Raw genomic sequence first — 15,692 nt, 5'->3', positions numbered from 1 at the left:
GTCGCGGTCCCCTTCGGGACCAGCGGCGATCCCGGCAACGCCCAGGCCGGCGGACAGTCCTGCCCCTGCTGAACCGCCCCTCCCGTCCGGGCACCCGGACGGGAGCGGCTCGCGGCACGGCGGACCCCTGGAAGCTGCCGGGGACGGTGGACCCCGGCTCCCTGACCGGCGTACGGCAGGCACATCAACGCGGCGGTCGTGCGGGAGCTTCCGAGGAGAAAGAGCGAGGCGCGGCCGACGTCGTGGCCGGCGGGGCGATTTCGGCGAGTCGGCTGCCGAAGGCGCGCAGCAGATCAGGGAGCCGTTGCGGCCAGGAACCGGTCAGCGGCGCCTGGACGACGCATTTCAGGGTCCCGTCGGGCAGTTCGCACACCTGGAGCTGAACCTCGGCGACCGCGCCGACCGGCGGCACCGGAACGGTGTGCATCCTCACCGGACCGGCCGAATGCTCGACGCGCCGCCAGTTCTCGAAGGCGAACAGCACCTGGTAGACGGGCATCCGACCACCGGGGACCGTCTGCACGGCCCGGACGATTTCGTAACGGGGCAGCGCGGAGCCCAGGATGCTCTCCCGCACGGCAGCCCAGACCCGCTCGACCACCCCGGGTGCGGACAGCTCGGGCATCCGCACCGGCAGGATGTCGATCAGGCAACCGAGCTCGTCCGCCTGCCCGGCCGAGCGGGTGGCCACCGGTGTGCCGACGCAGAAGTCGGAGCCGCCGGTGATCTCGGCCAGAGCCCGGCCGTACGCGGCCAGCAGCACCGCGAACGGTGAGCAGGCGCTGCGCCTGGCCTGGTCGCGCACCGCCTGCCAGGTGCTGGGCGGACAGGTGGTTCGGAGCTCGGCCGACCCACCTGCAGCGAGCTCGTGCTGGTTCGGCGCCGGGCTGCCGTCCGGGGTGGGCAGGTCGGCCGCCCCGGTCAGCAGGGCCCGCCAGTGTGCGGTGAGTTCGGCGTGCCGCGCCGGCGTGAGTTCTGCGGGCTCCGCTCGTTCCAGCACGGGCAGATCGGTCGCGACGCCGTCGACGGCCCGTGCGTAGGCGCACGCCAGATCGGCGGCGAACACCTCCTGGGAGAGGCCGTCGAAAGCGATGTGATGGACCGCCAGGAAGACGGTGGCGCCCTGTGCGTCCGGGGCGACCGCGGCCCTGTAGACGCGGCCCGCGGCGAGATCGAAGGTGTCGGCGCTCAGCAGGGTGGCGGCAGCCTCCTCGAAGCCGGTGCCGGGCCCGAGGCGCAGCAGCGGCTCCGCGACCGGCTCCGCGAGGACCTTGCGGACCACCTGCTCGTGCTCGAAGACGAAGGCGGTGCGCAGCGCCTCCTGGCGGCGCGCCACGGCCGACAGCGCTGCGTCGAGGGCGGGGAGATCGAGCGGGCCGTGGACGCGGACCTGGGCGAGGATCCAGCCGGCGCGGCTCGCCGGGTCGATCTGGTCACCGAGCCAGAGCTGCATCTCCAGGGCGGAGGCCGGCTGAACCCGCACCGTCGCGTGGTCAGTCACAGGAAAGCTCCTTGTCCGTGCCGTCGCAACGCGGCGCTCATGCGTTCCAGGGTCTCTTCCAGGACCTGCGGGGACGTGCCGAAATTGAGCCGTACGAATCCATCGCCGCCGGCTCCGAAGGCCGGACCGGAGAAGAGGAGCACCTTGGCCTCGTCGCGGAAGAAGGGCATGGGGTCCGGACCGATCCCCAGCTGCCGGCAGTCGAGCCAGGCAAGGAAAGTGGCCTCCGGAGTCCGACATCGGATCCTCTCCGGGAGCCGCTCGGCCAGCAGCCGCCGGTTCCGGTCCAAGATGGCCAGCACGTCGTCCAGCCAGGCATCGCCCGAGGTCCAGGCGGCCTTCAGGGCCTCGACCGCGAGCACTCCCACTTGGCCGAAAAGCAGCCCGCGCCGGGCGTCGACGGCATCCCGTACGGCCTGCGGTCCTATGTGTGCCAGCGCGCAGCGGATCCCGGCGAGGTTGAATGCCTTGCTCCCCGAGGTGAGGGTGACCGTGCGGGCAGCGATTTCCGGGCTGAGCGAGGCGAAGGGAATGTGCCGGTGCGGGGCATGGGTCAGATCCGCGTGCACCTCGTCGGAGATCACCAACAGGTCGAACCTGAGCACGAGTTCCGCGAGTGACTCCAGCTCGTCACGGCGGAACACCCGGCCGGTGGGGTTGTGGGGGTTGACGAGGAAGAGCACACGGCAGCGCCCCGAGCCCTCGTCCGCCGCGGTCCGCTCCATGAGCGCGGGATCGAACTCCCACCCGCCCTCGCCCTCCTGGAGCGGAACGGTCAGCGCCCTGCGGCCGATCCTCTCGATGACATCGACGAACGGCGGGCAAGCGGGGGTGTGCAGAAGTACCGCATCGCCGGGGTCGGTGGCGACCTGGAGCGTCGCGAGCATCGCCTGGTTGATGTCCGTGAACAGCCGGACGTGCGCGGGATCGGGCCTGTGGCCGTACCGGTGCCGCGTCCGCTCGGCGAACACCTCGCCGAGCGGGCCGCCGCGGCTCTCGTCGAACCATGGGGGGTAGCCGAGATCGCCGTCGGCGCGGCGCAGCAGGGCCTGGCGTATCGCGGGTGCGGTCGGAAAGTCCATGTCCGCGACCCAGGAGGCCAGCATGCCGTCGCCCGCGGTGGCCCACTTCTCCCCGTCCCGCTGTGACAGGCGGCTCAGTTCGAGGGAGTCGAGAGCAGTTGACGAAGTGTCGGCCTTCATAGTCCTGTTCCGTGTTGGTTCGATGGCACAGCGTTGTGCGGACCAATGCCGGTGCGGTGCCGCACGACGGAGAGGAGGCCGGTACGGAAAGCCTGCGACAGGAAACCGATCGCCCGGCAGACCCCCTGCGGGCCCCCCGGCCCTCCAGTCGCATCCCCATAACCCTGTTGGGCCACACGGGAGTTCCCCGAGAACTTCATGGTTGCCCAATGACGGGAGCACACAAGGTTATACGGCAGCCTTCGGCCGCGAACGTGTGACGTCGGCCACATTGCGGCGTTCGCAACCCGCCGATACTGTCGCCAACAGCGCCTTCCTCAGCCCGGATTGGACGCTGAGGCTGGTCGCTCGCAAAGCTTGGAGCCTCCTGGCCCGGCAGTCGGTGCGCACATGCGCCCATCCGATATTCACAGTCGAATTACATCTGCGATGTCGAGAATCTGTGACAGGAGACAGGAATTGCCCTCCCATGCTGCCCAAATCCCTGCGGACCGGCCGCGTGGCGTCGACGCACCCCGTTGCACGGGGGTAGTACGCCGAGACATTCCCGGCCTTTACGCCGGCGCCGTCAGGGATGTGGCGGTGTCCTGTGCGACCGCCCCGGAGAGTGTGCTGCTCGCCGGCTTCGCCGCGCTGCTGTACCGGTATTCCGGCCAGAACCAGGTCGAGTTCCACGTGCGCCGCGAAGGAGGTGAGGACTCGCTGCTCCGCTGCTCCGTCACCGGGGAGAGCACGCTCCGCGGACTGACCGGTGCGGCCGGTACCGCGGCGGCCCCCGGGAAGGAGCCCGCGCGCATCGGCGTACGTTTCGGTGCGGATCGGGCCGGCGAGGGCGATCGGCCGTACGAGGTCGAGCTCGTGCTGCCCGCGGCCGGGGCGGCGTCCCGGTCGGCCGCTCTCCACTTCGACGAGCGACTCTTCGAAACGGCGACCGGCGAGCAGCTGCTCGCCCACTTCCAGAACCTGCTCGAGGACGGCGCGAACCGTCCGGACCAGGCGCTGGCGGATCTCGTGCTTCTCACCGGGCCCGAGGTGCACCGGATCCTCGTGGAATGGAACGACACCGCTGTCCGGCTGCCCCGCGAGGAAAGCTGTCTGCACGAGGCGTTCGAGGAGCGGGCTGCGCGGTCCCCCGAGGCCGTCGCCGTGATCCAAGGAGCGACCCGGCTGACGTTCCAGGAGATCAACGCCGCGGCGAACCGGCTGGCACATCATCTGAGGGACCTGGGCGTCGGCCCCGACGACCGCGTCGGCCTCTACCTCGAGCACTCGCCCGATCTGCTGATCTCGATGCTCGCGGTACTCAAGGCCGGCGGGGCCTATGTGCCACTCGACCCCGGCTATCCGCAGGCCAGGGTGTCCACCATGATCACCGGTGCTTCCTGCGTGGCTCTGATCAGCCACAGCAAGCTCGCTGCCGCTCTGACCGGGGAGGACTCCGTACGGCAGGAAATCCTGCTGTTATTGGACCGCGAGACCGCCGCCCTGTCCGCTCGGCCCGACCACGATCCGAAGGCCCAGGCCGGGCCGGACAACCTCTGCTACGTGATCCACACGTCCGGTTCCACCGGAAAGCCGAAGCCGATCGCGCTGCGCCACCGGGGCGTGACGAACAACATCGAGGATCTCAACTCCCGCTTCGCCGTGGGCATCGGCGACAGTGTCCTCGGCCTGTCATCCCCGAGTTTCGACATGTCGGTCTACGAATTCCTCGGGATGACGGCGGCAGGCGGCACTCTCGTCCTTCCCGCGCCGGGCCGGGCCAAGGATCCGGCGCACTGGGCCGAACTGGCGGCGGACCACGGCGTCACGGTGTGGAACACCGCACCGGCGCTGCTGGAACTGGTACTCGATCATGTCGAGCGCGGCGGGGGTGGCGGGCCCTCGCCGGTGAACGCACTGCGGCTGATCATGGTCGCCGGGGACTGGATCCCGCTGAAGCTGCCCGGACGCGCCCGCGGAGCCGCGCCCGATGCCAGGTTCATCTCCCTCGGGGGGGCCACCGAGGCCTCGATCTATTCGACGATATTCGAGGTCGAGGCCACCGACCCCACCTGGAGGAGCATTCCGTACGGGCGCCCGATGGCCAATCAGCGCACCTACATCCTGGACGAGTCACTTCAACCCGTTCCGCCGGGTGTAACAGGCGAGTTGTACCTCGCCGGCGTCGGCCTCGCGCTCGGCTACTTGGACCAGCCCGCCTTCACCGCCGAGCGGTTCATCGAGTGGACGTACGGCACAGTGGCCGACGAGCGGCTGTATCGCACCGGCGACCTGGCGAGGTTCGGTGCCGACGGACTGATCGAACTGATCGGCCGGACCGACCTTCAGGTGAAGATTCACGGGCTGCGGGTGGAGCTGACCGAGATCGAGTCCGTACTCCGCGACCATCCTCAGGTCAAAGAAGCGGCGGTGACCGCACAGCCCGATGCCGTCGGCGTTCCGGTCCTGGTCGGATATGCCGTGCCGCGCGACGGCGAAGTCCTGGACCCGGAGGACATCCGCAGGACCCTCGCGGCCAGCCTCCCGGCGCACATGGTTCCCGGCACTGTGCTCGTGCTGCCGGCCATGCCGCTGAGTCCCAACGGGAAGCTGGACCGCAAGTCGCTTCCCACGGCCCCCTCACCGCACGAGGAGCGCCGTGGCGGCACCGTGCCCGTGGGTGCCGAGCCCAGCGGTCCGTGGGAGAAGCGGATCGCCGCGGCATGGCAGGACGTTCTGGGTGTCGATGCGATCCGGCGTGACGACGACTTCTTCGCCCTGGGCGGCGACTCGATGACGGCCATGCGCAGTATGGCGCAGGTGCCCGAGCTGACGTTGGTGGCTCTGCACCGCCATCCGACGCTGCAGAGCCTGGCCGCGTATCTTCAGGCCACGGCCGCTCCGCCCGGGGCGGGGAACGCCGATGCCTGCTCGGTCTGACAGACCGAGCAGGAACCGCGGCACACCGGCGGTGGCCGGCCGTGCCGGCCGGATGCCCGGGCGTCCGTCGCGCGGGTACCGGCCCGCGAAGTCCTCGTCGCACCACAGCCCGTCCCGCCGGTCTCCCACCCACATCGCCGTCGTGCCGCCCGGGTCGCTCGCCCGCGGCCGCCTGGGCCGGCCGGCGCGGTGAGGATCTGCCGGTAGGCGGGGTGGTCCGGGTGCGTCGAGTTCGCCGAGCCGCCGGCTGAGTTCTTCGATGCGGGCCCGGAACCGCATGGCTCGGTCGGCCGGTTCGCGTTTCGCGGAAAACCCCGGTCGAAGCCCTTGGCCGGCGCGCGTACGTGAATGACCGAGGAGTGATGCGGACATGAAATCTGAAGACACGACCCAGTAAGGTCGAGTAAGATCACGGGTGAGTTCGAGGTCGTACCGGGTGGGCCCTCGATCGAAGAGCTGCTGGACCGCCACAAGAAAAATGCGGCCAGGCTTTGAGAATGTCCCAATCTGTGACGGATCGGGATGTGTGTTTTTCGGGAGAACAGAAGGACGGAAATGTCCATCGATGGCCCGCCGGAGTAATTGCGTCATCGATGTCCGTGTTCGGGGACAAGATCCTGGAAGAACCAGAATCCGGAGGACCGATGGCCACGCACGCTATTCAGAAGATAGATTCGGGGCGCGGCGGCATTCAGATGCACCGCCCGGGGGAAGGGTCCGATCCGGACGCGTTCCGGGAACGGCGGCTGACGCGCAGGCGCCGGCTGTTGGATGACCTGGCGAGTGCGAGAACGGACACCCGCTATTTCCCTGTGCTGTCGGTACTGGCGCCCGTCATGACCCAATCCGAGGGTGAAATCACCTATCCGGGCGACCCGATGTGTCTCTACACGGCGCTGAGCGCTGCCGTGCACCGTGCTGTGGCGGACGCCGGCCCGCTGGAGGACGCCGTGCACTACAGCGACCTCGCGCCCGAGTGGACCCGGTTCCCGTCCAAGGAGTACCGGCTCTGCGCCAGTGACGACGGATACCGGGCCTACGGCACGTCACCCAACACCGACCAGACGGTGTTCGACCCCCGGGTCTGGGACGACGCGGCGCGCACGAGATGGCTGCGGCTGCTGCGCGAGGTCCAGCCCAGGGTCGTGCTCATCAGCTCCGTGTCACCCGCGCACCGCTACGCGCTCGAAATCGCGAGGCTGGTCAAGCACGAGGTCCCGGATGCCTTCGTCGTACTCGGAGGCCGTCATGTGGACGAGACCGTCACCTGCACCCCCGACGGCCAGGCCCTCGTGTGCGAACCCAGCAGCACGGTGAGAGTCATTCAGGAGGGCAAGGCTCCCCGAGTGGTCGACGCCGTCGTCGGCGGCGAGGCCTACTTCGCCGTGGACCTGCTCATGCGGGCCCTCGCCCTTGCCACCGATCTCGACCGGCGCTGGGTGGACCGTGACCAGGTCCTGGCGTGCCTGCAGGGGCTGCTCGCCGAAGAGGGTCCCGTGCCGGGCACGTCGGTCGTCGTCCTGGCGGCGGGGGAGACCTTCGACGCCGTTCCGCTCCGTGGCCGAACGCTCGACCTCGCGTCCTTACCCTCGCCGTACGAGGCATTCGCGATCCGATCCCGATTCCCCATCTTCACCCGCCCCGGGACGGGGGAGGTGATGCGCACCGCGCACTTCATGGTGTCCAACGCCTGTCCGTACCGATGTAATTTCTGCTCCGAGTCGTCGCAACTCGGCACCGGGCTCAAGCGGTTCAAGGACGATGCGACAGGTGCGGCCGCGGAGCGGGTCTGTGAATACGTCAGCTACGGTGCCGAGTCGCTCTTCTTCGACGACTCCGTCTTCTGGAGCGGCCGGTACCGGGACATCGAGAACTTCTGCGAGGAGCTCAGCCGGATCCGCCGGGACGAGAGCGGTTCACTCGAGCCGCGTTACCGCAGATTCGTTCGCGAGGAAGACGACGTCCAGCGGCTGCGCGGCCTCCAGTGGGGTGCCCAGCTGACCGTCGACACCCTCGTCGCGCTGCATTCGGCCGAAGAGTCGTCAAAAATCCTGCGAAAGATGAAGGATGCCGGATGCAGCTACATCTACATCGGCATCGAGAGCATGTCGACGCAAGTCATGAACAACATTCACAAGAATATCCGCCGGGACGAACGGAAGCCCTGGAGGGAAAAGGTCAGGGAAGCTGCGGCCCTCGTCAAGGCGCAGGACCTGCAGCTGGGAACTTCCGTTCTTTTCGGCCTCGACGGTGAGACGCGGGACAGTATCGACGAGACCATCCATGAAGTGGGCCGTCTCATCGACGACAAGCTGATCGATCTGGCCAGCCCGAACATACTCACCTACCACCCCGCGACACCGGTCACGCGCCAGCACGGCATGCAGGACCAACTCGACTACCACTCCCCGCGCATCGACAACCGAAAGCCCTATATTTATTTCGAGGAAGCTTTTCCCGGTGTCGTCTCCGTCCTCCTCACCGAGGACGACATCTGGCACATTCACAGGGAGACCGAGAAGCGCTGGGGCGGGGCCCGCAACGATGCCGCCGCAGTTCCTGTCGACAGTCCCCAGCAGGTCCACGCCGGACCATGACGACACCTGAAGGTGTCCAGAGGCTCCGGACATGGCTCACGGGACCTGCCCACCCGGAGTGAGGTTTGGGGGTGGTGGGTGGTCGGGGTGGGGGTTTGTGCTGGGGGTGTCCGGGGTTCGGTGAGTTTGATCTTTGGTGCCGAGGGTTTCGCTGTGCGCTACCTAGGGCGTGCAGGTGGACGCCCACAGCGCGGGCGGGCCTTCGCGGGCCAGGCCGCCGGGCTGGCCCGTCTTGCGGAGGCTGCGCTCCCCGGCGGCCTCCGAACGGGGTCCTGCAATTCCCTCAGCAGATGCAATGTCACACGTGATATGAATGCGCCGAACTCGTCCGCCTGGCCGGAAGGTGACGCATGATCCGCCCGCTCCGCACTCCCGCCGACTACCCAGCGCTGGCCCGGCTCCTCGCCGTCACCACCGACGCCCTCGCCGGCGAGGACGCCGCACTCCCCAGCACCGACGCGCTCACCGCCGGCCCCGACGGCAGGCTCATCGGCCATGGCCGGATCCGCCTGCTCGCCGAGGACCGGGCCGGCCGGGCCGTCGGTTACGCCACCGCCTGGCGCGCTCCCTGGACCCCGCCCGGCGACATCGCCTCGTACATCACGGCCGATTCCCCCGACCTCCACCTCGCCCTGGTCGACGCGCTCGCCGGCTGGGCCCGCACCGTCGGTGCCGCCCGTCTGCTCAGCGAACTCCCCGACAGCGGACTCCACCTCCTCCCATCCCTCCTCGACCGCGGCCACACCGTGGACGCCCACATCCGCTCGGCCACCACCGCTCTTCACCCCTCTGCCGGCCCGCTCCCCGCCGCCCCGCCCGGCGTCCGACTCACCACGCTCGCCACCACCACCGCCCCCGACCCCGTCCGACAGCTCCACGCCCTCTACCTGGCCACCCTTCCCGACAATCCCGGCCACGCCGACGCGCTCCCCGACTACGACCAGTGGCACACCGAGACCCTCACCGGTGCGGCCCACCGCCCCGACTGGATCCACCTTGCCGAACACCAGGACCGCCTGGTCGCCGTCACCGCCGCCCACGCCACCCCCGACCCCCGCACGTGCCACCTCACCTACACCGCAGTCGCCCGCCCCTGGCGCCACCGCGGCCTCGCCCGCACCCTCAAACTCCACGCCCACCACCACCTCGCCCAGGCCGGCCTGCGCACCGCCCGCACCGAGGTCGCCGCCGCCAACACCGCGATGACCACCCTCAACACCACCCTCGGCTACGCCTGGCACCCCGGCCACCACCGCCTGGTCCTGCCACTCTGACCCCCACCCGGGACGGCGACGCGACACCCCCACCTCGCGACGCCGGCCGGGCCCAAAGACCAGCCCCACCGAACCCAGCCCCCACCCCCGGCCCGGGATACGGCGTAGGCCGGCTCACGGTGCGGCCGGCCGACTGGCGGGGCGTGTCCTCCCAACTGGGCTGTATTCCAGAGGTCGGTCCGCCTGTCTCCCAACAAGGCTCGCGGCCTTGAAGCATTGCCGGTGGCAGGGCAAGGAGTGCCGTGGCGTGGCCGGGCCGGCCAGCCGAGGCTTCAGTCAGTGGTGCTGGATCCACCAGACAGTGAGGGAGACGAGCGAGGAGCCTGCCGAGTAGGCAGCTCCGCGCAGGACTTCGCTGCGAAGGCGCGCGCTTCCGGTGAGGGCGGTTGGCCAGGGCGTTGCCGCTACTCGCCGCCGGGGTGAGCTGCAACTGCGCGCGCCCCGGTCGGGGCGGGTGAGGCTCAGGACGACCAACCCGCTGGCGAAGACGGAGGCGGAGAGGAAGACGAGCGACAGGACAATAAAGAGCTGCATGGTTACCCCCTTGAGGTATGTCTGACGAGGGCTCCAATGAGCTCGCCGATCCGCTGCCTCTGGGCGAGGACCTTCTTCTGGGGCCGGCCAAGTTCGGCCTCGGCGTTCAGCGCGCGTTCGCGCCAGGTCGCCTCGATCTGGTCGTGCTGCTGCTGGGCCTGGCGGTCGTGGCGGCTGCGGCTTTCGGTGACCGCGTTCGCCACGAGCGCGCGGGCCTCGGTGTTCTCGTAGAGGAACGTGGCGGACACGCCGGCGCGCTGGGCGATGCCACGGATCGTGGGCCGGCCGCGTTCGCGGCGGAGCTGGCCGATCGCGGTGGCGACCTGGGACAGCTTCCGCTACGTCTGGCCGCGGCGGGCGGCGATGGCGGCCGCGGTGCTCGCTGCTGGAGCTGACCGAGAAGGCCGGCCCCGACCGGCTGGAGTGCCCGCGGTGGAGCGGGACCGCGCCGAGAGGGACTTGGGCCCGCTGGTGCTGCCCGCCCCGACCAAACGGGAGCTGATGGCCGCGCTGGTCTCCGCCCCGGATGACCCGTGGTGGGAGACGCGGGTGCACCCACCACAGACCGTCCCGGTACCCGGGCGGCACAGCCACCCCGCGGCGCCGGCGGATCACCGTGCCCATCCAGGCGATCAGCGGCCCGCCGAAGTCGACCGCCACCAGCGGCCCCAACCATTCCCGTCCCACCCGCTCGCCGAGTCGCCGACAGAACGCCCCGTCCGCCGGCAGCGCCCGAGGCCGCCCGGCCCCGCTGTCCTGCCACACCAGCTCGGCCATCACCGGATCCAGCAGCGCGGCGGCGACCTCCACCACCTCCGGGAAGACCGCCGTATCCCGAACCAGCGCCCGCCACCGCCAGCGGTGGGAGCGGGTCTGTGCTCGGCATGGGCGGTGGCTGCTGGACGCGGACGCGGACCAGGCGCTGGAGTGCCTGGACTTGCGCGGCCTGCCCGAGGTCATCGAGGCGCAGCACCCGACGCCGTTCCGCTCCACCTGGCGTCCCTGCAGGTCACAGCCCCACCTGCTGCCAACTCAGATGAGACGGACGGGACTCCTGTGCCATTGGCCCTGCGGCTATGCTCCCAGCGCATGAACGCCGCATCGTCCGAGCCCTCCGCGCCGCTCCAGCAGCCTGGAACCACCGAAGCGCCGGCGGACGACGATGCGTTTGCAACTGACCTGCCCGATCCCGAAACCGTGATTCGCGAGACTGACTGGGCGAGCCTGGAGTGCGGATTCGGAGACCCGCACTGGGTGTCGGCCGGCCTGCAGGACGTGCTGCACCTGGACCCGGCCGTCCGGCGGGAGGCGCAACGGGGCCTGCGCGGCGCCTTGCACGCCGAGGGTGGGCAGGCACTGCCCACCACTGCGCCGGCGGCCACGTACCTGGCTGGCCTGCTCGCTGATCCCCGGACCATCGAGGCGCTTGACCTCCCTGACCCGGACACCCCCGGTCGGTCGATGCGCGCGACCCTCCTCGATTTGCTCGGCCACTACTTCCTCTCCGCCAACAACCAGGCCGGTGTCTTGCTCGGGCATGGTCCGAACGAGACGGCCCTCCGATTCCTGCGGCCTGCCGTCCATCGGGTTGTCGCCCCGCTGCTCGACGATGAGGACCATTCGGTCCGCCATGCCTCCGTCTTCACGGCCGTCTCCCTGGTTGAGGATCCTCAGCTGGCACGGCACCGTGCAGAGCTTGCCGACCACGCCCGGCGTCTGTTGGAGGAGAGCGACCGATCCGATCATCGGGACGTCGCCCTCGACGGCCTGCGGACGTGGGGGCATGACACTGATGGCCTCGAAACCGAGGCGGACCGCGAGCGGCGGCTGCAACTCGCCATCGAACCGCCGTTCTGAGCCGTCGCAGGACGACAAGGCGTCCGGACGGGAGGCGGGCCCCACGGCAACGTCGGCGTTGCGTCCGTGCTGGTCGTGTTGGGGTTCGATCTCCGACGACGCGGTTGACCGTCTGGCAGCCGCGCTGCGCGCTCGCACCGGCGTCGAGGCTCCCGAACTGCTGGCCATGGCAGTTCTTGAAGGTCAGGGTCAGTGTGGACCGGTGCACTGGTCCGCCACTGCCGGCGGCAGCCGGGTCAACGACGGAGGCCTCTCCTTCCGCAACCCCGGCAACGCCTTCGCCCTGCCGCCCACCCGCCTGGCACGCGTGGCCGCCGCACTGAGCACCTGATCAGCCCGCTGAGATGAGACTTCACCCTCCAACCTCCAGGGGAGGGCGGGACGGCGAAGCATGCTGCGGGCCACGGCGGACCGGGAGCGCTACGCCCCGGCGCGTCGTCCGGTGCCCACGGCCCGTCGAGGTGGTGGACGAGTTCGGGCAGGTGCCCGTCCGGGGCGTTGCCGATGGTGATGGTGCGGGGCATCGCGAGGGCGATTGCGCCTACCGCGTTCAGGGCGAGGCCCTCGTCCTGGGTTGGGCCGTGTTCGTGGACCAGTGCCAGTCCGCTGAGGATGATGACGAGGTCCTCGTCCTCACCACCTTCCTCGTCGTCCTCGGGGTCCAGGTCCCGGCCGCAGGCCAGCACGGCAGCCGCGACCCGCGCCCGGTGCGGCGCGTCGACGCGCGCAGTCTGCGTCTCCGCCTGCGGGCCCTGCCGCGCGCGGGCGGCCGCGAAGGCGGCTCGTTCGGCGGCGAAGACCGACACCGCAGCCGGACGACCGTCGGCTTCTCCGTTCCCGCTGCCGCCGCGCTGCCGCCGCCGTTCCGGACCGTCGGTTTCTGGGTTCTCGTGTCGGGCTTCCGGGCCGGGCCGCCGCCACCCCGGGCCCCGTCGTTCCTGCCCGCCGGGCGGGGCGGATGGGTGCCCGAGCAGGGTCAAATCCCGTACCGCATAGCGCACTTGTCGCTTGCCCGGCGGCCCTTGCGGGCCACAGACTGGAGCTGGTCCGACAGGGAGAGGGGACCTCATGTGGCTGGTCCTGGTGCTTCTGCCGGGGGCGGGGACGGTGATGGCCGTGGCTGCCGTGCGCTGCTACGGCGCGTTGCGGAAGCTGCGCCGGGCCGAACGGCTCGCGGCCGGGCGGGCGTTCGACCTGGAATCGATCGAACTCGCCTTCCTGGCCGGGAAAGTGGGAGATCTGACCGTGGCGCAGATGTACGAGGGCGGCCGGCTGGTCGCCGCCCGCTCCGGTGACGTCATGCTGACCACGCCCGCCGCGGCTGGTACCGGTGCGGCGACCGGGGACGGTGCCGGAGACGGGTTCGAGGCGGTGGTCGTGCGCTCGCTCAGGTCCGCGCGTACCGGCGATCTCAAGACGCTGTTCAGGGCGGTGGACCGGTCTCCGGAGGCGAAGGCCCTGCGCGCACGGCTCGCGGCGCGGGGCCTGGCCGACGACGAGGAACTGGTCGAACGCTTGTGGCGGGTGAACCGGCGGACGCCGGCGCTGGGCGGCGCGGCGGTCGCCATGTCTTTGGCCACCGTGGCATGGACGAGCCCGCACCGAGGGCTCTGGCCCGTCCCGCTGGCGGTCTTCCTGCTGTCTCTCGTGGCCGTTCTGTGGATTAACCGCGTGTCGTGTCCGTCGTTGCGCACCGCCACCGGGCCGGGAGAACGGGTACTGGAGGCCGCCCAGGCGGCCGAACCCCGCCGGCACGGGACGGCTGCCGTGGCCCTGTGGGGACTGAGCGCCCTGCACGCCGACCACGACCTGCGCACCTGCGACGCGGCCTCCGGTGCCCGGAGCCTGGAGGCCGCGATGCGGGAGCGCCTCCATGAGTGCTCGGGCGGTCATGGCTGCGGCGAGTGAGGCCGTCGGTGTCGCGGCGGGCGGTGGGTAGTACCGCGGTGTTGCCGGCGGCCAGTGCGGTGGTGTGCCGGTAGAGCGTGTCGCGGGCCGTTCTCGACAGCAGGTCGCGTACCAGCGGTGTCGAGGCGGCGGCGACGAGTTCGGCCTCGGCGGCCGTGAACGCCTCGTCGTCCCGGCGCGGCCCGGGACCGGTGTGCGGACCGGAGGGGTCCGGTGCGGTACCGGCCTCGGCGGGGGTCTGCTTCTCGTTCCGGCTCGGCCGGGGGCGGGTGTGGGGGCCGGTCAGTTCCGGTCGGCGACGCCGGCCTCCAGGACGGAGACCACGGCGAACAGCGAGAAGCAGACGGCGCCGAGGCCGACCAGGACCCGGGCCGCGACCATCACGTCCGGGTCGGCCGACTCGAACAGGAACGCCGACATGAACAGGCACAGCAGTGTGGTGCCGACCGGGACCAGCGGGGCGCGGCCGGCCGGCGGCGCGGCACGGCGCCAGCCGATGGCGAGCAGCAGCACCGCGCTCAGCACTGTCCAGCACAGCAGACCCAGCCCGATCTGCACGTACCCGGTGGCCAGTTGACCGGGCCGGGGGTCCAGGGCGACGACGACCAAGCCCCCGGTGATGTCCATGGCACCGAGCACGGCGGCCGGGACGAGCCACCAGACCCGCTCCCGCCGGGTGTACGTGTTCCGGATCTGCCGCAGCAGGGTGATCACCAGCCCGATCAGGGCGGTGCAGACGATCGCCTGGTCGACCACCACGTGCCCGGCCGTGAAGCGCCCGTCCGAGTCCCCGCCGCCCCCGTTGGCCAGCATGACGATCGCCCACGCCCAGGCGGCGGCGGCCGCAAGGACGGGGACCGCCACCAGCGCCCGGGCCGCGGACCGGCCGAACGGCGCGGGCGAGCGCGGCGGGGAACCCTCCGGCAGGACGGCGTTCTGCCCGATCAGCGTGAAGCGGGTGGCGACCGCGGCCACCGACGAGACGCACACGCAGACCAGGCCGATGCCGAGGACCACGCTGCCGGCCACGAAGTCGGCCACCGGCCGGTGGCTCTCCGCCAGCAGGCCCAGCCCGTAGCCGACGGCGGCCCCGGCGACCGCGAAGCCGAACGCCGGGTAGCCGATCCGGTCCAAGGCGCCGAAACGGCCGATCAGTTGCCGCACGACGGTCGCCGCGACGGCGAACAGGCAGAGACAGACGGCGGCCAGGAAGACCAGCGTCAGGCCCGCGACCCGGGCGCTCGGCCCGGTGGAGTGCGCGAGGACGTAGCCGCCGAGCGCGGCCGACACCGCGCCCATGAGCAGCGGAATCGCCCGGAGCAGCACGCTCATTCCGTGGTTCACCAGGTCTCCTCGTTCCCTCGCGCCCGCCGGTTCCGGGCGGCAGCCAGTGTTCAGCCCGCCGGGTCTCCGGCCGGGACCCCGGCGGCGGGTGTCCACGGATTTCGTCCGATCGGCTCACGGCGACACCCGCCGTGCGGGGCCCCGGCGGTGGCCTGCGATGCTGTCGGCGGACACGGCGTGTGAGTGGGTGGGGTGGTGTCAGCTGGATGGTCAGCAGCGTGCTGATCGAGGGGAAAGGGCCACTGGACTCGGTTTTTGTTTGAAGACGCCACGGACCTTGGCTGTCATGAGGTGACCAATCTGCTGTCACATCCCGCTGATTGGACCAAGCACACCAGGACCGTGGCTGACACAAGGACGCTCGTCCCTGTGCGGCCGGCCGTGGTGGGGGAGTGGGCTGGTACCCATGACCGCTGCGCCTTTGCCCGTGCCGCCCGGCCGCAGGCCCCCCGGCGGTCCGGCGGCGCCCGCCCGCCAGCCGCCGCCCCGCGGCCGGCCTGCGGGACCCACGCACGGGAGCGGCAACCCGTAGAGCCCGGCCCGGGAGCGTGCG

At 70.7% G+C, this 15,692-nt stretch carries 10 protein-coding genes; 6 read left to right on the top strand and 4 right to left on the bottom strand.

Going from position 1 to position 15,692, the window contains the following annotated elements:
- Nucleotides 1-184: 184 nt before the first annotated feature.
- On the bottom strand, nt 185-1,501 hold the full coding sequence (locus ACWGJO_RS22975; protein WP_452186357.1) for a condensation domain-containing protein: 1,317 nt from the start codon (nt 1,499-1,501) through the stop codon (nt 185-187).
- Nucleotides 1,498-2,703 carry a MalY/PatB family protein gene (locus ACWGJO_RS22970; protein ID WP_452186355.1) on the bottom strand — a complete coding sequence of 402 codons (1,206 nt, stop codon included), beginning with the start codon at nt 2,701-2,703 and terminating at the stop codon, nt 1,498-1,500. The genes ACWGJO_RS22975 and ACWGJO_RS22970 overlap by 4 nt, the downstream gene beginning before the upstream one ends.
- Before the next feature lie 582 nt (nt 2,704-3,285).
- Between ACWGJO_RS22970 and ACWGJO_RS22965 the strand changes: the two genes are divergently transcribed.
- From ACWGJO_RS22965 to ACWGJO_RS22955, 3 genes are all read left to right on the top strand, one after another.
- Entirely contained in the window at nt 3,286-5,625 is a 2,340-nt protein-coding gene (locus ACWGJO_RS22965; RefSeq protein WP_452186353.1) for a non-ribosomal peptide synthetase, read from the top strand.
- Nucleotides 5,626-6,269: 644 nt separating this feature from the next.
- Complete coding sequence (locus ACWGJO_RS22960) at nt 6,270-8,222, top strand: B12-binding domain-containing radical SAM protein (protein ID WP_452186351.1); 1,953 nt, start codon at nt 6,270-6,272, stop codon at nt 8,220-8,222.
- Between the two features lie 350 nt (nt 8,223-8,572).
- The gene (locus ACWGJO_RS22955) at nt 8,573-9,496 is read left to right on the top strand and encodes a GNAT family N-acetyltransferase (protein WP_452186349.1); all 924 of its coding nucleotides are present in this window, start codon (nt 8,573-8,575) and stop codon (nt 9,494-9,496) included.
- Between the two features lie 536 nt (nt 9,497-10,032).
- Here ACWGJO_RS22955 and ACWGJO_RS22950 read toward each other — a convergent pair.
- Nucleotides 10,033-10,305 carry a hypothetical protein gene (locus ACWGJO_RS22950; RefSeq protein WP_452186403.1) on the bottom strand — a complete coding sequence of 91 codons (273 nt, stop codon included), beginning with the start codon at nt 10,303-10,305 and terminating at the stop codon, nt 10,033-10,035.
- An 814-nt stretch (nt 10,306-11,119) separates the two neighbouring features.
- Between ACWGJO_RS22950 and ACWGJO_RS22945 the strand changes: the two genes are divergently transcribed.
- The 3 genes from ACWGJO_RS22945 to ACWGJO_RS22935 all read left to right on the top strand — a co-directional run bounded on the left by ACWGJO_RS22945 (nt 11,120) and on the right by ACWGJO_RS22935 (nt 13,795).
- On the top strand, nt 11,120-11,887 hold the full coding sequence (locus ACWGJO_RS22945; protein ID WP_452186347.1) for a hypothetical protein: 768 nt from the start codon (nt 11,120-11,122) through the stop codon (nt 11,885-11,887).
- 202 nt (nt 11,888-12,089) lie between these two features.
- A complete protein-coding gene (locus ACWGJO_RS22940; protein ID WP_452186345.1) occupies nt 12,090-12,218 on the top strand; it encodes a hypothetical protein in 129 nt (42 codons plus the stop codon).
- A 737-nt stretch (nt 12,219-12,955) separates the two neighbouring features.
- A complete protein-coding gene (locus tag ACWGJO_RS22935) occupies nt 12,956-13,795 on the top strand; it encodes a hypothetical protein (protein ID WP_452186343.1) in 840 nt (279 codons plus the stop codon).
- A 282-nt stretch (nt 13,796-14,077) separates the two neighbouring features.
- On the opposite strand, the gene ACWGJO_RS22930 is transcribed toward ACWGJO_RS22935, so the two are convergent.
- A complete protein-coding gene (locus ACWGJO_RS22930) occupies nt 14,078-15,139 on the bottom strand; it encodes a DUF2776 family protein (RefSeq protein WP_452186341.1) in 1,062 nt (353 codons plus the stop codon).
- Nucleotides 15,140-15,692: the final 553 nt, after the last annotated feature.

Source organism: Kitasatospora sp. NPDC054795 (assembly GCF_053611565.1).
This window is presented reverse-complemented; position numbering and strand designations above follow the sequence as displayed.